This is a genomic window from Paraburkholderia sp. BR10141 (genome assembly GCF_056155635.1).
In genome coordinates this window covers 15,355-35,544 of record NZ_JBMIQH010000051.1, presented here as the reverse complement: position 1 = coordinate 35,544, position 20,190 = coordinate 15,355, and the positions used below count along the sequence as shown (strand labels likewise).

The following is a 20,190-nucleotide window of genomic DNA, read 5'->3' as shown; positions in this document are numbered from 1 at the left end:
TACCGGCTTCTTTCTGCGTTGCTGCGTCAGCAGCAGAGAAACGAGATTATGAAGAATCTTTTCCGCTTCGTCAACCCCTTTTTTTCGCTCACCGCTTGAAAAAGCTTGCTGACTCCTGCGTCCGCCGGTTTCCGCGGCGGCCTTCGCTGCCCTGACGTCGGAGACATCGAACTGCGAAGGGGGCGAATCTTATCGCCCCCGCCGGCACTGTGCAAGGGGGTGGCGAAAATAATCTCGATCGCCGCTCGCGGCGATCGAATCTCCCGGGCATTTACTTGTTCTTGAACACGGGCTTGCGCTTCTCGACGAACGCCGCCATCCCTTCCTTTTGGTCTTCCGAAGCGAAGAGCGAATGGAATAGACGGCGCTCGAAGTGCACGCCTTCAGCAAGCGTCGTCTCGTAGGCGCGGTTCACCGACTCCTTCGCCATCATCACGGCGGGCAACGAGAATTCGCAGATGGTCGTAGCCGCCGCCAGCGTTTCGTTCAGCAATTCCGCAGCCGGAATCACGCGCGATACGAGACCGGCGCGCTCCGCCTCCTCCGCACCCATCATCCGGGCGGTCAGGCACAGGTCCATCGCCTTCGCTTTGGACACCGCGCGCGGCAGACGCTGCGTACCGCCCGCCCCCGGAATCACGCCCAGCTTGATCTCTGGCTGGCCGAACTTCGCCGTATCGGCCGCGAAGATCATGTCGCACATCATGGCTAGTTCGCAGCCACCGCCGAGCGCGAAGCCCGCGACCGCCGCGATGATCGGCTTGCGAATCGAGCGGATCGTTTCCCAGTTGCGCGTGATGTAGTCGCCTTTGTACACATCCATGAAGGTGTAGCTCGCCATCATCCCGATGTCGGCGCCCGCGGCGAACGCCTTTTCGCTACCCGTGATGACGATCGCGCCAACGCCCTCATCGGCGTCGAACGCCTTGAGTGCCGCGCCCAGTTCGTCCATGAGCGCATCGTTTAGCGCGTTGAGCGCTTTTGGCCGGTTCAGCGTGATCAATCCGACCTTGCCACGCGTCTCGACCAGGATGTTTTCGTACCCCATAACTCCTCCTTCCATCAAAAGAAAGTCCCCGAAAAAATTTTTTACGCCGAACTTTGACTAATGCTAACATTGGCCAACCAACCGGTCGGTCAATTAATTGGCGCGGGCCCTGTCCAACCTCTCAATCAACGTTGAGCCATGACACATTCGCTGTTTGCCAAGCATGAGGGCGCGCTTCAAAAAGCGCTTGCCGCCATCGAGACCCGCGGCTACTGGAGCCCGTTCGCCGAAATGCCCAGCCCCAAAGTGTACGGGGAAACCGCCAGCGCAGATGGCGAAGGCGCGTTCAAGGCCCACCTGAATCGCGCCTTCGAACTCGACCAGCCGTCGACGGGCGAAACCGTCGGCAGCGAGGCCTCGCCGTTCGGCTTCGCGCTCGGCGCGCGCTATCCGAAGTCGACGCCCGACCAGTTGATCGAAGCCGCGCAGCAAGCCCAGCGCGACTGGCGCGCAGCCGGCCCGCAGGCATGGGCGGGCGTGAGCCTCGAAATCCTCGAGCGCCTGAACCGCGCGAGCTTCGAGATCGCCTTCAGCGTGATGCACACGACCGGCCAGGCATTCATGATGGCCTTCCAGGCCGGCGGCCCGCACGCTCAGGATCGCGCGCTCGAAGCCGTCGCCTACGCCTACGACCAGCTGCGCCGCATTCCCGCCGACGCGCACTGGGAAAAGCCGCAGGGCAAGAACCCGCCCCTCGCGATGCAAAAGCGCTTCACGATCGTGCCGCGCGGCACCGGCCTCGTGCTCGGCTGCTGCACGTTCCCGACCTGGAACGGCTACCCCGGCCTCTTCGCCGATCTGGCGACGGGCAACACGGTCATCGTCAAGCCGCACCCGGGCGCGATCCTGCCGCTCGCGATCACCGTGCGCATTGCGCGTGAGGTGCTGCGCGAAGCCGGCTTCGATCCGAACGTCGTGACGCTGCTCGCCACCGACCCCAACGACGGCGCACTCGTGCAGCAGCTCGCACTGCGCCCCGAGATCAAGCTGATCGACTTCACGGGCAGCACGCAAAACGGCGACTGGCTCGAGCGCAATGCGCATCAGGCGCAGGTCTACACGGAAAAGGCCGGCGTGAACCAGATCGTGATCGACTCCGCGGACGACCTGAAGGCCGTCGCCCGCAACATCGCGTTCTCGCTCTCGCTTTACTCGGGCCAGATGTGCACGGCGCCGCAGAACATCTATGTGCCGCGCGACGGCATCCGCACCGCTGAAGGCCAGCTGAGCTTCGAGGCCGTCGCCCAGGCGATTGCCGGCGCCGTGCAGAAGTTCGTCGCCGATCCGGCGCGCGCCGTCGAAGTGCTCGGCGCGATCCAGAACGAAGGCGTGACGGCTCGCATCGACGAAGCCCGCAAGCTCGGTACCGTGCTCGCCGACAGCCAGACGCTCGAACACCCGCAGTTCGCCGGCGCACGCGTGCGCACGCCGCTCGTGCTCTCGCTCGACGCAGCGCGCGACGCCGCCCAGTTCACGCGCGAATGGTTCGGCCCGATCTCGTTCGTGATCGCCACGGATTCGACTGCGCAGTCGCTCAAGCTGGCCGGCGAGACCGCGCGCGACCACGGCGCGCTCACGCTTTCCGTCTACAGCACGGACGACGCCGTGATCGAAGCCGCACATGAAGCCGCCATCACCGGCGGCGTGGCGCTCTCGATCAACCTCACGGGCGGCGTGTTCGTGAACCAGTCGGCTGCATTCTCGGACTTCCACGGCACCGGCGCGAACCCCGCGGCGAACGCCGCGCTCGCCGACGCCGCCTTCGTGGCGAACCGCTTCCGCGTGGTTCAGAGCCGCGTTCACGTCGAACCGAAAGCGGCCCCCGCCGTCGCCAGCTGATCGGCCCACGCCGCTCAGCCGAATGGCGCCCGATTGCCCATCCCTCTAGCATGCAAGGCGTGAGCGCACTTCTGCGCTCGCGCCCCAGGAACCCGAGATGACCGAAGCCTATATCTGCGACGCGATTCGCACCCCGTTCGGCCGCTATGGCGGCGCCCTCAAGGACGTCCGTGCGGACGACCTCGCCGCGGTGCCGATCCGCGCCCTCGTCGAGCGCAATCCCGGCGTGGACTGGAGCGCGCTCAACGACGTGCTCTACGGCTGCGCCAACCAGGCCGGCGAAGACAACCGCAACGTCGCGCGCATGGCCGCGCTGCTCGCGGGCCTGCCGACCGACGCGCCGGGCGGCACGCTCAACCGCCTGTGCGGCTCGGGCCTCGACGCCGTCGGCAGCGCGGCGCGCGCGATCAAGGCGGGCGAAGCGCGCCTCATGATCGCGGGCGGCGTGGAAAGCATGACGCGCGCGCCGTTCGTCATGGGCAAGGCGGCTTCGGCGTTTTCGCGTGAAGCGGCCATCTACGACACGACCATCGGCTGGCGTTTCGTCAACAAGCTGATGAAGCAGCAGTACGGTGTCGATTCGATGCCGGAGACGGCGGAAAACGTCGCGGAAGAATTCGGCATCAATCGCGCCGATCAGGACGCGTTCGCGTTGCGCAGCCAGCAGAAAGCGGCCCGCGCGCAGAAGGACGGCACGCTCGCGCAGGAAATCGTCGCGGTCGAGATCGCGCAAAAGAAGGGCGACCCCGTGCGTGTGACGCTCGACGAGCACCCGCGCGAAACTTCGCTCGAATCGCTCGGCAAGCTCAAGGGCGTCGTGAAGCCGGACGGCACGGTCACGGCGGGCAACGCCTCGGGCGTCAACGACGGCGCCTGCGCCCTGCTGCTCGCCAACGAGGAGGCCGCCAAACAGTTTGGCCTGCGTCGCCGCGCGCGCGTGCTCGGCATGGCGACCGCCGGCGTCGCGCCGCGCATCATGGGGATCGGCCCGGCGCCCGCTACGCAAAAACTGCTCAAGCAGCTCGGCATGACGCTGGACCAGTTCGACGTGATCGAACTCAATGAGGCGTTCGCCTCGCAAGGCCTCGCCGTGCTGCGCGCACTCGGCATTGCCGACGACGATCCGCGCGTGAACCCGAATGGCGGCGCGATTGCACTGGGCCACCCGCTCGGCGCTTCGGGCGCACGTCTCGTGACGACGGCGCTCCATCAGCTGGAGCGCACGAACGGACGCTTCGCACTTTGTACGATGTGCATCGGCGTCGGCCAGGGCATCGCCCTCGCGATCGAACGCATAGAGCCATAACGCGCGCAGTATCGACCGGCCGCCGGACGATGCATTCGGCGGTCTCAGACAGCTTTGCATGGGACCAGGAGACAACCGATGCCCTACGATGCGATCCGCGTCGAAATCGACGCATCCACCCGCGTGGCCACGATCACGCTGAACCGCCCGGACAAGCTCAACAGCTTTACGCGCGCCATGCACCGCGAGCTCGTCGCAGCGCTCGACGAGGTCGCCGCGGCCGGCGCGCGCGCCCTTGTGCTGACGGGCGCGGGCCGCGGCTTCTGCGCGGGCCAGGATCTCGCCGATCTCGACTTCACGCCGGGTGCGATGACCGATCTCGGCGACCTCATCGATGAGCATTTCAATCCGCTGATCAAGCGCCTGCAGGCGCTGCCGATGCCCGTGATCGCCGCCGTCAACGGCACCGCGGCCGGCGCCGGCGCCAATCTCGCCCTCGCCTGCGACCTCGTGCTTGCAGCGCGTTCCGCAAGCTTCATCCAGGCGTTCGTGAAGATCGGCCTCGTGCCCGATTCCGGCGGCACGTGGTTCCTGCCCAAACGCGTGGGCTTGGCGCGCGCGCTCGGACTCGCCATGACCGGCGAAAAACTCAGCGCGGAAAAGGCGGAAAGCTGGGGCGTCGTCTGGCAAGTGATCGACGACGCGGAACTTGCGCAAACGGCCGGCGCGCTCGCCGCACGGCTCGCGCAGCAACCGACGCGCGCCATCGTCGCCACGCGCGAAGCGCTGCGCGCATCGGCCACGAACACGCTCGACCAGCAACTAGATCTCGAACGCGACCTGCAGCGCGAGCTGGGCGCGTCGCATGACTACGCAGAAGGCGTGCAAGCCTTCATCGAAAAACGCGCACCGCACTTCGAGGGCCGCTGAGATGTCCACGCAAGCCTCGCAACTGCCTGACGACGACGGCCTGTCGCCCGACGAACTCGCTCGCGCCGCCGCGCAGGCGATGTACGAAGCCGACGGCTGCACGCGCGCGCTCGGCATGGAACTCCTCGAAGTGCGCGCCGGTTACGCGCGCCTGTCCATGGCCGTGCGGCCCGAGTTTCTCAACGGCCATCAGACCTGCCACGGCGGGATGATTTTCTCGCTCGCGGATTCGGCGTTCGCCTTCGCGTGCAATTCGTACAACATCAACACCGTCGCGGCCGGCTGCTCGATCGAGTTCCTGCGTCCGGTGCTGCGCGACGAGGTGTTGACCGCCGAAGCCGTCGAACAGGTGCTATCGGGACGCAACGGGGTCTACGACATCCGCGTGACGAATCGGGCAGGCGAAACCGTCGCGCTTTTCCGAGGCAAGTCCGCGCAGATTCGCGGCAATGTCATTCCAGTCGCAACGTGAAGCGGGTTTCCCCTTCTCGATTCCCTACGCGTCACGAGTAAAGTTCTTAGATCCAGGAGACACCCATGAGTACCACGCTGCCGCTCGAACCCATCGAAAAGGCGAGCCGCGACGAGCTTGCTGCGCTGCAGCTCGAGCGCCTGAAATGGTCGCTGAACCACGCTTACGAGAATTCGCCGGTCTATCGCCGCAAATTCGACGAAGCCGGCGTGCATCCGTCCCAGGTGCAGTCGCTCGCCGATCTCGCGCGCTTCCCGTTCACCACGAAGAAGGATCTGCGCGACAACTATCCCTTCGGCATGTTCGCAGTGCCGCAAGACCAGATTTCGCGCATCCATGCGTCGTCGGGCACGACCGGCAAGCCGACCGTGGTGGCCTACACGGCGCGCGACATCGACACGTGGGCGAACGTCGTCGCGCGTTCGGTGCGCGCAGCGGGCGCCAGGCGCGGCGACAAGGTGCACATCAGCTACGGCTACGGACTCTTTACGGGCGGCCTTGGCGCGCACTACGGCGCGGAACGTGCGGGCCTCACCGTCATTCCGTTCGGCGGGGGCCAGACCGAGAAGCAGGTCCAGTTGATCCAGGACTTCCGTCCCGACATCATCATGGTCACGCCGAGCTACATGCTCGCGATCGCCGACGAAATGGAGCGCCAGGGCATCGATCCGGCCACCTGTTCGCTGCGCATCGGCATCTTCGGCGCGGAGCCGTGGACCAACGACATGCGCCGGGCAATCGAGCAGCGCATGGGCATCACGGCCGTCGACATCTACGGTCTTTCGGAAGTGATGGGCCCGGGCGTCGCCTCGGAATGCGCGGAGACGAAAGACGGCCCGACGATCTGGGAAGATCACTTCTACCCCGAGATCATCGACCCGGAAACCGGCGAAGTGCTGCCCGACGGCGAATTGGGCGAGCTCGTCTTCACCTCGCTCACGAAGGAAGCGCTGCCCATCGTCCGTTACCGCACGCGCGACCTCACGCGTCTGTTGCCCGGTACGGCGCGCACCATGCGCCGCATGGAAAAGATCACGGGCCGCTCGGACGACATGTTGATCATCCGCGGCGTGAACGTGTTCCCCACGCAGATCGAGGAACTGCTGCTCAAGCAGCCGGCGCTCGCACCGCACTATCAGATCGTCCTGACGAAGGAAGGTCCGATGGACGTAATGTCGCTCAACTGCGAACCGTGCCCGGAAACCGCGCCCGACTACGGTGCGCTCGACGCGGCCAGCAAGGCACTCGCTTACGACATCAAGGCGCTGATCGGCGTGACGTGCAAGGTGAACGTGCTGGAAGTGAACGGCATCGAGCGCTCGGTTGGCAAAGCCCGGCGAGTCATCGACAAGCGGCCGAAGTAACCGCGGCCCGCAACGCGCAGTAAAAGAAAAAGCCGGCGCTCGCCGGCTTTTTCGCTTCACGAGTGCGGCGCAAGCGCCACCGCGATCACGAGTTCGGGAACAGCAGCCACATGCGGCCGCCCTGCTTCATCTTGCCGGCCAGGTCGCCGGCGTCGTCGCCCAAGCCCCAGAAGTAGTCTGCGCGCACGCCGCCCTTGATTGCCGTGCCCGTGTCCTGCGCGAACACGAGCCGGTTGAGCGGCGTATTCGTGAGCGGGCGCGTGGTCTGGAGAAACACCGGCGTGCCAAGCGGAATCGACGACGGATCGACGGCGATCGAGCGTTCCGGCGTGAGCGGCACGCCGAGCGCACCGATCGGACCGTCCGCGCCGCCCTGCGCGTCGCCCTCGGAGCCGCCCATCTCGCGGAAGAACACGAAGCGCGGATTGGTGTCGAGAAGCGCGTCCACGCGCGTCGGGTTCGCGCGTGCCCATGCCTTGATGCCCTGCATGGTCGCCTGCGCGGGCGTGAGTTCACCGTGGTCGAGCAGCCAGCGCCCGATCGACTTGTACGGCTGGTTGTTGGTGCCGCCGAAGCCCACGCGCATCACGCTGCCATCTTCCATCACGACGCGCCCGGAGCCCTGCACCTGCAGGAAGAACGCTTCGATCGGATCGTCCACCCACACGAGTTCGTTGCCGCCCAGCGCGCCAGAACGTTCGAGCTGCGCGCGCGGCGGCATCGCGGCGCCCGGACGATAGCCGGACGGCCAGCGATACAGCGCGGTCTGGTAGATGCCGTGACGCGTGCGCGAACCGTGCAGCAGCGGCTCGTAGTAGCCGGTCACGAGGCCGTCGAGCGTGCCGTCGTTGTTGGCGAACTGATAGGGCGTGAAATACGTTTCGAAGAATGCACGTGCGCTCGAGGCGTCCAGGTCATCGAGCTGCGAGGCCGCAGTGCACGCGCGCTGCCAGCGAGGATCGCGCGCAAGACGCGTGCAGTTCGCGCGCAGCGCCGCGGTCACACCGATCAGCGAGTCGTCCTGCCAGCCCGGCACCTGCTGCCAGGCGACCGGCGTGAGACGTTGCGCGGCGAGCTGCGAGGGCAGCGTGGGCGTGCCTTTGGGCGGCACGTTGTGCACGTAGCTCGGGCCGCCGCATGCGGCAAGCAAAGCCGCGAGCGAAGCCGCGCCCAACCAGCCGCCTAACCGCAGACCCAGGCGGCTCCCGCCACGCCGAAGCGCCGACCCCACGCAATATCGCACCTGTGTGAATCCCGGCATTACCGGGACATCGAGACCGGAATCGACGTCAAAATCACGCCTACAATACTGGCTCTCGATGGATGCCGCCATGTCAGAACTGCTCGACGAATACCCGATGCTCATGTTTGGTCTGGAAGCGCTCCTTGCGCTGTTCCTGCTGATTTTCATCGTTGTGTGGACCGCGTCGGGCAGGAAGAAGCAAGCCTCGCGCGACGATCGGCGTCAGAACTAGCAGACCCCGATTTCTCGCGGCGGTTCAATGCAACGTGCGCGGCATGCGCAGCACGAACTCGGGCACGGGCGCCTCGAAGCGCTCGGCGTCCTCGGCCACACAGAAGTACTCGCCGCGCATGGTGCCCACCGGGGTAGCGATCACGGCCCAGCTCGTGTACTCGAACTGCTCGCCCGGCTTCAGAAGCGGTTGATGGCCGACCACGCCCAGCCCCTTCACTTCCTGCACGTGATTTTCGCTGTCGGTGATCACCCAGTGGCGCGCGATCAGCTGGGCGCTTACCTGACCGGTATTGCGAATGGTCAGCGTGTACGCGAAGGCATATTGCCGGCGCTCCGGGTCCGATTCTTCGGGCAGGTAGCGCACCTGCGACGTCACGCTGAATTCGTACTGGCTCATCGTTGTTCCATTCGCTTAGGCGCGGCTGCTGAGTCCGTTGACTGAGACGCCCGCGCGGCAAGGCGCTCGCGGGCGCGCCGCGAGGCGCGGCACATGGTTTGGCATTCTGCTTGATGCAACGGGCACCCGCAACCCGGCGCCGCCCGCGGCGGCCGCCGGGAAACGCTCTGCCACTGACGGTAAAATACGGTTTTTCCGACAGTTTTCCGATTGCCGCCATGACGCAATTCCGCATCGCCCCCAGCATTCTCTCCGCCGACTTCGCGCGTCTTGGCGAAGAGGTCCGCAACGTCGTCGCTGCCGGCGCCGACTGGATCCACTTCGACGTGATGGATAACCATTACGTGCCGAACCTCACCATCGGTCCGCTGGTGTGCGAGGCGATCCGCCCGCACGTGAGCGTGCCCATCGACGTGCACCTGATGGTGCGCCCGGTCGACCGCATCGTGCCCGACTTCGCCAAGGCCGGCGCGAACCTCATCAGCTTCCACCCGGAAGGCTCGGACCATATCGACCGCACGCTCTCGCTGATCCGCGACCACGGCTGCAAGGCGGGCCTCGTGTTCAACCCGGCCACGCCGCTGAACTACCTCGACCACGTGATGGACAAGCTCGACCTCGTGCTCATCATGTCGGTGAATCCCGGCTTCGGCGGTCAGTCGTTCATTCCGGAGGCGCTCAACAAGCTGCGCGAGGCGCGCGCGAAGATCGACGCCTACACGGCCCGCACGGGCCGCGAAATCCACCTCGAAGTGGACGGCGGCGTGAAGGTCGACAACATCGCCGAAATCGCGGCGGCAGGCGCGGACACCTTCGTGGCGGGCTCGGCGATCTTCGGCAAGCCGGACTACAAGACCGTGATCGACGAGATGCGCGCGCAACTCGCGAGCACAGCAAGCGCTGCAAACGCAAAATGAACGCGCCCGTCAAGTTCACCGCGCCGCGCATCGAAGCGGCACTGATCGACCTGGACGGCACGATGGTCGACACCGCCGACGACTTCGCCGCCGGACTGAACGGCATGCTCGCGCAACTCGACGCCGATGAAACCACGCGCGAGGAAGTGATGGGCTACGTGGGCAAGGGCTCGGAGCACCTGATCCGCAGCGTGCTCGCGCCGCGCTTTGCCGCGGACAACGTCGAGGCGCGCTTCGACGAAGCGCTCGCGCTCTACCAGGACGAGTACGCGAAGATCAACGGCCGCCACACGCATCTGTACCCGGACGTCAAAGCGGGCCTCGCGGCACTGCGCGACCAGGGCATCAAGCTCGCGTGCGTGACCAACAAGCCGCACCGCTTCGCCGTCGAGCTGTTGCAGCAATACGGCCTCGCGCAGTACTTCGAAGTGGTGCTCGGCGGCGACAGCCTCGCGAAGAAGAAGCCCGACCCGCTGCCGATGCTCACTGCCTGCGAGCGCCTGGGCGTCAAGCCCGCGGCGGCGGTGGCGATCGGCGATTCGGAGAACGATGCGATCGCCGGCCGCGCGGCCGGCATGGCCACGCTCACGGTGCCCTACGGCTACAACCACGGCCAACCTGTACAAAAAATTGAATCGGATGGTATAGTTGCCTCGCTGCTCGACGCCGCCAAGGCGGTCGCAGCGCACAATGACCTGACTTAAGTTCTCGACTGAACGTCAACTATCCTCATGTTTCTGAATAAAAAACGGAGTCTGAGCACGATCGACCGGGGAGCCTGGCCCTGGCGTCGCTGGTCGCGCTAACCTCATCCGAGGTTCGCTGAAGTTGCGTATTCGTCCTTCTTCAGCACCGTTTTTTACTTCGCTGCGCACTCGCGCGTGTCTCGACTCTAAACTGTTGCGGTAACCCGTCGGCTGGTCTGGCCGTTGGCTTTCGTGGTCCTTGCGTGTCGTTTCGCCGTTCGCGGCGAGTTGCGCCGGGCGCGAGCGGCTACGCCCTACCTTCCGTCGATGTACCGCACGCCGGCCCGGCAAGCGCTTCATCATGAGCGCGATCCTGGGCCGCACGAGCGAGCGCCAGCAGCCATCAAGCACTCTAAAACAAACGCCTCGCGCTCACCGCGCGCCCCGTTTTGAGCCGCACTGGGCCCGCATCCGCCGCGACCGGCAGCACGAACAGGATCGGAACATGACCGAACTCGAATTTCAGTCCCTCGCCAACGAGGGCTACAACCGCATCCCGCTGATCGCCGAAGCGCTCGCCGATCTCGAAACGCCGCTCTCGCTGTACCTGAAGCTCGCGCAGCCCGAGCGCGGCGGCGCCAATTCTTTCCTGCTGGAGTCCGTGGTGGGCGGCGAGCGCTTCGGGCGCTATTCGTTCATCGGCCTGCCGGCGCGCTCGCTGATCCGCACGCGCAACGGCATTTCGGAGGTCGTGCGCGACGGCCAGGTGATCGAGACGCATAACGAAGATCCGCTCGAATTCATCGCGAACTACCAGGCGCGCTTCAAGGTCGCGCAGCGTCCGGGTCTGCCGCGCTTCTGCGGCGGTCTCGCGGGCTACTTCGGCTACGACGCGGTGCGCTACATCGAGAAGAAGCTCGCCGATACCTGCCCGACCGACGATCTCGGCCTGCCCGACATCCAGCTGCTGCTGACCGAAGAAGTCGCGGTCATCGACAATCTCGCGGGCAAGCTCTATCTCATCGTCTACGCCGATCCGCAAACGCCCGAGGCCTACACCAAGGCGAAGCACCGCCTGCGCGAACTCAAGCAGCGCCTGCGCACCACGGTGCAGCCGCCGGTGACTTCGGCAAGCGTGCGTACCGAAACGTTCCGCGAGTTCAAGAAAGACGATTACCTCGCCGCCGTGCGCAAGGCGAAGGAATACATCGCCGCGGGCGAGCTGATGCAGGTGCAAGTGGGCCAGCGCCTCACGAAGCCGTATCGCGACAATCCGCTGTCGCTGTACCGTGCGCTGCGCTCGCTGAACCCGTCGCCGTACATGTACTACTACAACTTCGGCGAATTCCACGTGGTGGGCGCGTCGCCGGAAATTCTCGTGCGCCAGGAAAAGCGCGGCGAGGACCGCATGGTGACGATTCGCCCGCTCGCGGGCACGCGGCCGCGCGGCAACACGCCCGAGCGCGACGCCGAACTCGCGACCGAACTGCTCAACGACCCGAAGGAAATCGCCGAGCACGTCATGCTGATCGACCTCGCGCGCAACGACGTGGGCCGCATCGCCGAGATCGGTTCGGTGGCCGTCACCGACAAGATGATCATCGAGAAGTACTCGCACGTGCAGCACATCGTGAGTTCGGTGGAAGGCAAGCTCAAACCCGGCATGAACAATTTCGACGTCCTGCGCGCCACGTTCCCGGCCGGCACGCTATCGGGCGCGCCGAAGGTTCGCGCGATGGAATTGATCGACGAACTGGAGCCGGTGAAGCGCGGGCTCTACGGCGGCGCGGTCGGCTATCTCTCGTTCAACGGCGAGATGGACCTGGCCATCGCGATCCGCACCGGCCTCATCCACAACGGCAATCTGTATGTGCAGGCCGCCGCGGGCGTGGTTGCCGATTCGGTGCCCGAGTCCGAATGGCAGGAAACCGAGAACAAGGCGCGCGCCGTGCTGCGCGCCGCCGAGCAGGTGCAGGACGGCCTCGACAGCGACTTCTGAGCGGAGAAAAGACCATGTTGCTCATGATCGACAACTACGATTCGTTTACCTACAACATCGTCCAGTACTTCGGCGAGCTCGGCGAAGACGTTCACACGTACCGCAACGACGAAATCACCATCGACGAAATCGCGAAGCTCAACCCCGCGCGCATTTGCCTCTCGCCCGGGCCGAGCAACCCGCAGCACGCGGGCATCACGCTCGACGTGCTGCGCGAATTCGCAGGCAAGACGCCGATTCTCGGTGTGTGTCTCGGCCATCAGGCGATTGGCGAAGCGTTCGGCGGCCGCGTCGTGCGCGCGAAGACCATCATGCACGGCAAGGTGAGCCAGATCGAAACCGACTGCAAAGGCGTGTTCGCCGACCTGCCGAAGCACTTCAACGTCACGCGTTATCACTCGCTCGCCATCGAGCGCGAGTCGCTGCCCGACTGCCTCGAAGTGTCGGCCTGGACCGACGACGGCGAAATCATGGGCGTGCGTCACCGCGAGCTTGCGGTGGAAGGCGTGCAGTTTCATCCGGAATCGATCCTCTCGGAGCACGGCCATGCCCTCTTCGAGAATTTCCTGAAGCAAACCAAGAGCGCTTGACCCGGAGGCGACTAATCATGATTACCCCGCAGGAAGCGCTCCAGCGCACGATCGAGCATCGCGAGATTTTTCACGACGAGATGCTCCACCTCATGCGCCTCATCATGCGCGGCGAGCTTTCGCCCGTGCAATCGGCGGCCATCCTCACCGGCCTGCGCGTGAAGAAGGAAACCATCGGCGAGATCACGGCCGCCGCGACTGTCATGCGCGAGTTCGCGAATCACGTCGAGGTGAAGGACAACTCGAACTTCATCGACATCGTCGGCACCGGCGGCGATGGCTCGCATACTTTCAATATCTCCACGGCCTCGATGTTCGTGGTCGCGGCAGCGGGCGCAAAGGTCGCGAAGCACGGCAACCGGGGCGTCTCCAGCAAGTCGGGCAGCGCGGACGTGCTCGAAGCGCTCGGCGTGAACATCGACCTGCAGCCGGACCAGGTGGCCGCCTCGATCGCCGAAACGGGCATGGGCTTCATGTTCGCGCCCAACCACCATCCGGCGATGAAGAACATCGCCGCCGTGCGCCGCGAACTGGGCGTGCGCACGATCTTCAACATCCTCGGGCCGCTCACGAATCCGGCCGGCGCGCCCAATCAGTTGATGGGCGTGTTCCATCCGGACCTCGTCGGCATTCAGGTGCGCGTGATGGAGCGTCTTGGCGCAAAACACGTTTGCGTCGTCTACGGCAAGGACGGCATGGACGAAGTCTCGCTCGGTGCGGCCACGCTCGTCGGCGAACTCAAGGACGGCCAGATTCGCGAGTACGAGATCCATCCCGAAGACTTCGGTATGCAGATGGTCTCGAATCGTTCGCTCAAGGTCGAGAACGCCGAAGAATCGAAGGCGATGCTGCTCGGCGCGCTCTCGAACGAGGCTGGCACGGCGCGCGAAATCGTCGCGCTGAACGCGGGCACGGCGCTCTATTCGGCGAACTTGGTGGACTCGATCGCAGAAGGCATCACGCTTGCGCGCGAAACGCTCGCCAGCGGCCGCGCGCGCGCCAAAGTCGACGAACTGGTACGCTTCACGCAACAGTTCAAACGCTGATCCAGCACCGTTTTTTGCCTCCGAATATCATGAGTGACATCCTCGAAAAGATCATCTCGGTCAAGCGCGAAGAAGTGCGCGCCGCCGAGCAGAGCGCCCCGCTCGAAGAATTGCGTCTGCAGGCAAGCACGCGCGACCTGCGCGATTTCGTCGGCGCCTTGCGCGCGAAGCACGACAACGGCCAGGCCGCCGTGATCGCCGAAGTGAAGAAGGCAAGTCCGTCGAAGGGCGTGCTGCGCGAAAACTTCCAGCCCGCCGAAATCGCGCGCTCGTACGCCGAGGGCGGCGCGGCCTGCCTCTCCGTGCTGACCGACGTACAGTTCTTCCAGGGCAGCGCCGCGTACCTCGAAGGCGCGCGCGCCGCGTGCAACTTGCCGGTGCTGCGCAAGGACTTCATCGTCGATCCGTATCAGGTCGTCGAAGCGCGCGCGATGGGCGCCGACGCGATCCTGCTGATCGCCGCCGCGCTCCAGCCAGGTGAAATGCGCGATCTCGAAGCGCTTGCGCATTCGCTCGGTCTCGCGGTGCTCGTCGAAGTGCACGACCGCGCAGAACTCACGCACGCGCTCACGCTGAAGACACCGCTCATCGGCATCAACAATCGCAATCTGCGCACGTTCGAAACCACGCTGGATACGACCATCGGCATGCTCGACGACGTGCCTGAAGACCGCATCGTCGTGACCGAGTCGGGCATTCTCTCGCGTGCGGACGTCGAGAAAATGCGCGCACTATCCGTGCACACGTTCCTCGTGGGCGAGGCGTTCATGCGCGCCGAACAGCCGGGCGCGGAACTCGCTCGCATGTTCTTCTGATCGCGCAACGCCATGGGTATCGAACGCGAAATCAAGCTCGCGCTGCCGCGCGACCAGGTGGACGCGGCGCGGCGTCTCTTCGAGACGCGCGCCGGCAAGCCGGGTCGCGCCATCCGGCTCGAAAACATCTACTTCGACACGCCGGCGCTTGCGCTCGCGCGCGCAAAGAGCGCGCTGCGCCTGCGCCGCGCGCCCGAGGGCTGGCTGCAGACGTTCAAGACCGTGGGAGTGGCGCAAAACGGGCTGCACGCGCGGCACGAGTGGGAAATGCCGGTGGCGGGCGAAGCGCTCGAAATCGACAGGCTGCTGCACGAGTGCGATGAAGCCGGCGTTTCGACGGCACTCTCGGATGCCGCCGCGAACCTGATCCCGCTCTTTCGCACCGACTTCCAGCGCACGCTGTGGACGCTCGAAGTCGACGGCGCGCAAGTGGAAGCGGCCATCGATCAGGGCGAAGTCACCGCGGACGTGAACGGCGAAACGCGGCGCACGCCGATCTGCGAAATCGAACTCGAACTGAAGTCGGGCGACGAAGCGGCATTGCACACGCTCGCGGCGGAACTCGCGCGGGCGCTGCCAGGCCTTGCGCCGGACGACATCAGCAAGGCCCAACGCGGGTACAAGCTGCGCGAAGGCTGAGAACGGTGCGGCGCGGCTTCAGCGCGCCGCGCAACGCGCTCAATCACCTGTAGATAGCGGATAGCGCCGAAACAGTGCTGTTAGTTGCAACATCATCGCCGATGCCGCAAGAGGGCAGCCGGCCGCGCTCGCGCCGGATTGAATCGCCGCGCAATTGCTGCGACACTTGCCGCCCATGACCTCCACGAAACGCCCGCGCGTCGCGATGCCGGTGCAAGCTTCGCTGTTCGACGACTTTCTGGCCGACGCAGCACAAGCCACGCTCGACGAGCCGCCGCTGCCCGAAATCGACCCGCGCCAGATCACGATCTTCTCGCTGTTCGGCGCCGACGAATTCCCGGCGCCCGAACGCACGCACGCCGTTATGCCCGCCCCCGCCATGCCACACGACCCCACCGCGCCGCAGGCCGCCATCGACACCACGCGCCTCGAAGACCAGTTCGACGCGCTGCCCGCCGCCTGGCGCGAGCTGCTCGCGCCGTTCATCACGAGCGACGCCTACGCGCCGTTGTGCCGCTTCGTCGATGACGAGCGCGCCGCCGGCAAGACCGTCTATCCCGCCGACGTGTTCCGCGCGCTGCGCCTCACCTCGCCCGACGACGTGAAGGTCGTGATCCTCGGCCAGGACCCGTATCACGGCGACGATCGCGGCACGCCGCAGGCGCACGGCCTCGCGTTCTCGGTGCCGCCTTCGGTGCGCCCGCCGCCTTCGCTGCGCAACATCTTCAAGGAAATCGCAGCGAGCCTCGGCATTCAGGCGCCGACGCACGGCTGTCTCGACGCCTGGGCGCGCCAGGGCGTGCTGCTGCTGAACACGGTGCTCACCGTCGAGCGCGCGAGCGCCGCGAGCCATGCGAAGCGCGGCTGGGAGCGCTGCACCGACACGCTGATCCAGCAACTCGCCGCGCGCCACGAAAACCTCGTGTTCATGCTGTGGGGCGCGCACGCGCAGAACAAGCGCGCGTTGCTCTCTGGTGCGCATTGCGTGCTCGAAGCGCCGCATCCGTCGCCGCTTTCCGCGCATCGCGGCTTTCTCGGCTGCGGGCATTTCGCGCAGGCCAACGAGTATCTGCAGGCGCACGGCCGCCAGCCGATCGACTGGCGTTTGCCGGAGGAAGGCCTCGAGCTCGCCTGAGCCGCCTGAGCCGCTTGGGCCTCGCAACGCGACGACGCGCAATGAAAAACGCCACGAGATCGTTCTCGTGGCGTTTTTGCTTTTACAGCCGTCAAACAGGCAACAAGCGCGAACGTTACGCTGCAGCGATCGCCTCACGCGCGCCTGCGAGCGCGGCGCTTGCTGCGTCCGGGCCCATGTTCAGGCCTTCGGCGAAGATGAAGTTCACGTCGGTCATGCCGAGGAAGCCGAGGAACGACTTCAGGTACGGCGTCTGGCTGTCGTGCGCGGTGCCTTGATACTTGCCGCCGCGTGCCGAAACGACATGGACCTTCTTGCCGTTCACGAGGCCTTCGGGACCGTTCGCGGTGTAGCGGAACGTGATGCCGGCACGCGCGATCCAGTCGAAGTACGTCTTGAGCTGCGACGAGACGCCGAAGTTATACATCGGCGCACCGATCACGATGATGTCCGCTGCCTGCAGTTCCGCGATCAGCGCTTCGCTGCGTGCGGCGATGGCCTGCTGCTCCGGCGTACGCTGCTCGGCCGGCGTGAAGAACGCGCCGAGCACGGCGTCGTCGAGGTGCGGCAGCGGATCGGCTTGCAGGTTGCGCGTAACGACTTGCGCGCCCGGATTCGATTGTTGCAGCCTGGCCGTCAATTCGTTGACGAGCAGCGTCGACTGGGCGCCTTGCGAGCGGGCGGCGGAATTGATTTGCAGGATCGTGGTCATGGTGGCTCCTTCGGGTCTCAGTTGCGCAACGTTGCGCGAGTGAAGGCATTGTGTTTTTTTACCGCGCTCCGAAAAAGTAGTCCGCCGATGACGGATTGTTGCAACGATAGAACAATCGCGGGCATGAAAAAACGGCGTGGGATCCGTTACCCACGCCGCTTATGGCGCCGCGTGCCGCCGCGCCCTGTCCCAGCGGCTTACGCCGTCAGCCAGCGCTCGCGCAATGCGCGCGCGGGCGCACGCTTGTCCGAGGCGGCGAGCTTGTAGCGCGCGACCTCGGGCGCATCGAGGGTCAGACGCGCCACGCGAAGCTCGTCGCGGCGGAACGCGTGGATGTCGACCTTCGTGCCCGGCTGGTAGCGCGAGAGCAGCGCGTCGAGATTCGAACCCGTCACACGCAGGCCGTCGAGCGCTACGAGCGCGTCGCCAGCCGAAAGCCCCGCCTTCTGGGCCGCGCCGCCTTCGTAGACGACGGCAAGCGTCGCTTCGGCGCCGCCACGCAGCCGCGCGCCGAGCGACGGTTTCGCGCCGCGTTCGGGCTCCCCTTCGAGCGTCACGCCGAACGGTTCGAACAGCGCCGCGAGCGGCAGGTCGCGCGTGCCGCGCACGGCGTCGCTAAAGAGCGCGCCCAGTTCCACGCCGGTCGCCTCGGCGATCAGCGCCTCGACATCGTCTTCGCCCACGCCCACCGGCTTGCCGCGATAGAAGTCGCGCCCATAGCGCTGCCACAAGAGGCGCATGACGTCGTCGAGCGATTTGCGGCCGTTCGTCTGCGCGCGAATCGCGAGATCGAACGACAGCGCCACGAGCGAACCCTTGGTGTAGTAGCTCACGATCGCATTCGACGCGTTCTCGTCCTGGCGGTAATACTTCACCCACGCGTCGAACGAGCTTTCCGCGACGCTCTGCTTCAGTCGCCCCGCCCCGCGCAGCACGCCGGCGATCGTCTTGCCGAGCAGGCCGAAGTATTCGTCTGCGGAAATGAGGCCGCTACGCACGAGCATGAGGTCGTCGTAGTACGACGTGAAGCCCTCGAACAGCCACAGCAGCGACGTGTAGTCCTCGCGCGTGAGGTCGTACGGCACGAACGCCGCAGGCTTGATGCGCTTCACGTTCCACGTGTGGAAATATTCATGGCTGCACAGGCCGAGGTAGGTGCGATAGCCGTCCGACGTCTCGGGCTTGCCCTTCACCGGCAGGTCGGTGCGATTGCAGATCAGCGCCGTCGAGGCGCGATGCTCGAGGCCGCCGTAACCGTCGCTCACGGCCTGCGTCATGAACACGTAGCGCTCCATCGGCGCGCGCTTCGTGCGCGGCTCGAACAGCGCGATCTGCGCCTCGCAGATCTTCTTGAGGTCGGCGGCGAGACGCTCGATGTCGAGCGCGACCACGCGGCCCGCGATCACGATGTCGTGCGGCACGCCGTGCGCCTTGAAGCTCGCGAGCGTGAACTCGCCGAGCGTGACCGGATGATCGATCAGCTCGTCGTAATTCGTGGCCGTGTACTCGCCGAAGCCGTAACGCTTGGTGCCGCGCGCTTCCGTAAGCGCCGTGCCCACGCGCCAGTGGCGGTAGGCGTGCCCGTCCGGACGCTGAATATCGACGGCGTGCTGCGCCTCCTCATGGCCGAGCGCCGCGAGAAACACGCTCGTGCCGTTGAAGAAGCCCACCGTGTCGTCGAGATGCGCCGCGCGCACGGACAGGTCCCACGCGTAGACTTCATAACGCAGCGTGAGCGCGCCCTTCACGGGCGCGGCCTGCCACGAATGCTTGTCGGTCTTCGTCACGCGCACCTTGCGGCCCGCGTCGTTGAAGGCGCGCAGCGTGACGATGTTGCGCGCGAACTCCCGCACCATGTAGCTGCCCGGAATCCATACGGGCAGCATGAAGCATTGGCCGTCCGGCGCGGGGTCTTCCACGGTGAGCGTCACCTCGAACAGATGCGCGGCGGGATTCTTCGGGACGATGGTGTATCGGATCGGCTTCATCGGCGGGATCGGTGAGAGATTCGGTCAGCAGACGCTGCAGTGCAAATTCAGTATGCCCGGCAGACAAAACGGACAAAAAGCGCCGGGCAAAAAAGTACCGGCCGCGAAAGCGGCCGGGCGGGTTCAGGCGAGGCGTCAGTGCGCGCCGTTCAGACCGCGCTCGAGCCGGTCGGCGCTGACGGCGCCCGGCAGGCGCGTGCCGTCCGCGAGAATCACGGTGGGCGTGCCGGTCACGTTCATCTTCTGGCCGAGCGCCAGATTGCTGTCGATGGCGGCCGTGTCGCACGTGCCGGCAGCCGTGGGCGCCTTGCGGTCGACCATCCACGATTCCCACGCCTTGCCACGGTCGGCCGAGCACCAGATCTGCTTGGCCTTCGCCGTCGAATCCGGCGAGAGCACGGGATACAGGAAGGTGTAGACCGTCACGTTGTCGACGGACCTGAGCGTGCTTTCGAGCTGATGGCAGTACGGGCAGTTCGGGTCGGAGAACACGGCCATCTTGCGCTTGCCGTCGCCCTTCACGACCTTGACCGCGTTCTCGAGCGGCAGCTTCGAGAAATCGACCTTGTTGATTTCGTTCAGGCGCGCCTCGGTGAGATTGCGGTGCGCCTTGGTGTCGATGAGTTCACCGGTGAGCACGTAATCGCCGCTGGCGTCGCTATAGACGATCTGCGTGCCGAGGTTGATCTCGTAAAGGCCCGGCATGGGCGCCTTGGTGATGCCCTTGATATCGCTGGCGTCGATGCCGAGGCGCGTCTGCAGCGCCGACTTGATCTTGTCGGTGGTCTGGTCGGCCTGGGCCGAGCAGCCGAGCGCCGAGGTGGCTACCGCGATCACGAGCGCGGCAAATCGAATACGCGTTTGCATGGGATGCATTCCTGATTCAGGCG

At 65.5% G+C, this 20,190-nt stretch carries 20 protein-coding genes; 14 read left to right on the top strand and 6 right to left on the bottom strand.

Going from position 1 to position 20,190, the window contains the following annotated elements; all coding sequences use genetic code 11:
* Positions 1 to 271 precede the first annotated feature (271 nt).
* Positions 272 to 1,048 carry an enoyl-CoA hydratase gene (locus ACOJB8_RS37910; RefSeq protein ID WP_069269161.1) on the bottom strand — a complete coding sequence of 259 codons (777 nt, stop codon included), beginning with the start codon at positions 1,046 to 1,048 and terminating at the stop codon, positions 272 to 274.
* A 138-nt stretch (positions 1,049 to 1,186) separates the two neighbouring features.
* Between ACOJB8_RS37910 and paaN the strand changes: the two genes are divergently transcribed.
* The 5 genes from paaN to paaK all read left to right on the top strand — a co-directional run bounded on the left by paaN (position 1,187) and on the right by paaK (position 6,899).
* Positions 1,187 to 2,887, top strand: coding sequence for a phenylacetic acid degradation protein PaaN (gene paaN, locus ACOJB8_RS37905; protein WP_342949882.1), 1,701 nt, complete (start codon positions 1,187 to 1,189; stop codon positions 2,885 to 2,887).
* A 97-nt stretch (positions 2,888 to 2,984) separates the two neighbouring features.
* Positions 2,985 to 4,193 (top strand): 3-oxoadipyl-CoA thiolase, encoded by a 1,209-nt coding sequence (pcaF, locus tag ACOJB8_RS37900; RefSeq protein ID WP_342949881.1) that lies wholly within the window; start codon positions 2,985 to 2,987, stop codon positions 4,191 to 4,193.
* 78 nt (positions 4,194 to 4,271) lie between these two features.
* On the top strand, positions 4,272 to 5,063 hold the full coding sequence (gene paaG / locus ACOJB8_RS37895) for a 2-(1,2-epoxy-1,2-dihydrophenyl)acetyl-CoA isomerase PaaG (protein ID WP_342949880.1): 792 nt from the start codon (positions 4,272 to 4,274) through the stop codon (positions 5,061 to 5,063).
* A 1-nt stretch (position 5,064) separates the two neighbouring features.
* Positions 5,065 to 5,535 (top strand): hydroxyphenylacetyl-CoA thioesterase PaaI, encoded by a 471-nt coding sequence (gene paaI, locus ACOJB8_RS37890; protein ID WP_069269165.1) that lies wholly within the window; start codon positions 5,065 to 5,067, stop codon positions 5,533 to 5,535.
* 65 nt (positions 5,536 to 5,600) lie between these two features.
* On the top strand, positions 5,601 to 6,899 hold the full coding sequence (gene paaK, locus ACOJB8_RS37885) for a phenylacetate--CoA ligase PaaK (protein ID WP_069269166.1): 1,299 nt from the start codon (positions 5,601 to 5,603) through the stop codon (positions 6,897 to 6,899).
* An 85-nt stretch (positions 6,900 to 6,984) separates the two neighbouring features.
* On the opposite strand, the gene mltA is transcribed toward paaK, so the two are convergent.
* Complete coding sequence (gene mltA, locus ACOJB8_RS37880; protein WP_256095087.1) at positions 6,985 to 8,265, bottom strand: murein transglycosylase A; 1,281 nt, start codon at positions 8,263 to 8,265, stop codon at positions 6,985 to 6,987.
* Here mltA and ACOJB8_RS37875 point away from each other — a divergent pair.
* Positions 8,231 to 8,374, top strand: a complete 144-nt coding sequence (locus ACOJB8_RS37875) for a hypothetical protein (RefSeq protein WP_233271586.1) — start codon at positions 8,231 to 8,233, stop codon at positions 8,372 to 8,374. The two genes, mltA and ACOJB8_RS37875, sit on opposite strands and share 35 nt — an antisense overlap.
* Before the next feature lie 24 nt (positions 8,375 to 8,398).
* Here ACOJB8_RS37875 and apaG read toward each other — a convergent pair whose 3' ends face one another.
* A complete protein-coding gene (gene apaG / locus ACOJB8_RS37870; protein WP_028208771.1) occupies positions 8,399 to 8,773 on the bottom strand; it encodes a Co2+/Mg2+ efflux protein ApaG in 375 nt (124 codons plus the stop codon).
* A gap of 218 nt (positions 8,774 to 8,991) precedes the next feature.
* Here apaG and rpe point away from each other — a divergent pair, with 218 nt between their 5' ends.
* From rpe to ACOJB8_RS37830, 8 genes are all read left to right on the top strand, one after another.
* A complete protein-coding gene (gene rpe, locus ACOJB8_RS37865; RefSeq protein WP_342949878.1) occupies positions 8,992 to 9,690 on the top strand; it encodes a ribulose-phosphate 3-epimerase in 699 nt (232 codons plus the stop codon).
* Positions 9,687 to 10,394, top strand: coding sequence for a phosphoglycolate phosphatase (locus ACOJB8_RS37860; protein WP_342949877.1), 708 nt, complete (start codon positions 9,687 to 9,689; stop codon positions 10,392 to 10,394). The genes rpe and ACOJB8_RS37860 overlap by 4 nt, the downstream gene beginning before the upstream one ends.
* 487 nt (positions 10,395 to 10,881) lie before the next feature.
* The gene (gene trpE / locus ACOJB8_RS37855) at positions 10,882 to 12,375 is read left to right on the top strand and encodes an anthranilate synthase component I (protein ID WP_342949876.1); all 1,494 of its coding nucleotides are present in this window, start codon (positions 10,882 to 10,884) and stop codon (positions 12,373 to 12,375) included.
* Positions 12,376 to 12,389: 14 nt separating this feature from the next.
* Positions 12,390 to 12,965 carry an aminodeoxychorismate/anthranilate synthase component II gene (locus ACOJB8_RS37850; protein WP_069269170.1) on the top strand — a complete coding sequence of 192 codons (576 nt, stop codon included), beginning with the start codon at positions 12,390 to 12,392 and terminating at the stop codon, positions 12,963 to 12,965.
* A gap of 14 nt (positions 12,966 to 12,979) precedes the next feature.
* Positions 12,980 to 14,011, top strand: coding sequence for an anthranilate phosphoribosyltransferase (trpD, locus tag ACOJB8_RS37845; protein ID WP_342949886.1), 1,032 nt, complete (start codon positions 12,980 to 12,982; stop codon positions 14,009 to 14,011).
* Positions 14,012 to 14,040: 29 nt separating this feature from the next.
* Positions 14,041 to 14,826 (top strand): indole-3-glycerol phosphate synthase TrpC, encoded by a 786-nt coding sequence (gene trpC, locus ACOJB8_RS37840; protein ID WP_342949875.1) that lies wholly within the window; start codon positions 14,041 to 14,043, stop codon positions 14,824 to 14,826.
* A 12-nt stretch (positions 14,827 to 14,838) separates the two neighbouring features.
* Complete coding sequence (locus ACOJB8_RS37835; protein WP_342949874.1) at positions 14,839 to 15,465, top strand: CYTH domain-containing protein; 627 nt, start codon at positions 14,839 to 14,841, stop codon at positions 15,463 to 15,465.
* 175 nt (positions 15,466 to 15,640) lie between these two features.
* Complete coding sequence (locus ACOJB8_RS37830) at positions 15,641 to 16,600, top strand: uracil-DNA glycosylase (RefSeq protein WP_342949873.1); 960 nt, start codon at positions 15,641 to 15,643, stop codon at positions 16,598 to 16,600.
* 115 nt (positions 16,601 to 16,715) lie between these two features.
* On the opposite strand, the gene ACOJB8_RS37825 is transcribed toward ACOJB8_RS37830, so the two are convergent.
* The 3 genes from ACOJB8_RS37825 to ACOJB8_RS37815 form a co-directional block, all read right to left on the bottom strand.
* Positions 16,716 to 17,312 (bottom strand): FMN-dependent NADH-azoreductase, encoded by a 597-nt coding sequence (locus ACOJB8_RS37825; protein ID WP_069269174.1) that lies wholly within the window; start codon positions 17,310 to 17,312, stop codon positions 16,716 to 16,718.
* A gap of 197 nt (positions 17,313 to 17,509) precedes the next feature.
* Positions 17,510 to 19,300 (bottom strand): M61 family metallopeptidase, encoded by a 1,791-nt coding sequence (locus tag ACOJB8_RS37820; RefSeq protein WP_342949872.1) that lies wholly within the window; start codon positions 19,298 to 19,300, stop codon positions 17,510 to 17,512.
* A 135-nt stretch (positions 19,301 to 19,435) separates the two neighbouring features.
* Positions 19,436 to 20,167 (bottom strand): DsbC family protein, encoded by a 732-nt coding sequence (locus ACOJB8_RS37815; protein WP_069269176.1) that lies wholly within the window; start codon positions 20,165 to 20,167, stop codon positions 19,436 to 19,438.
* Between the last annotated feature and the right edge of the window lie 23 nt (positions 20,168 to 20,190).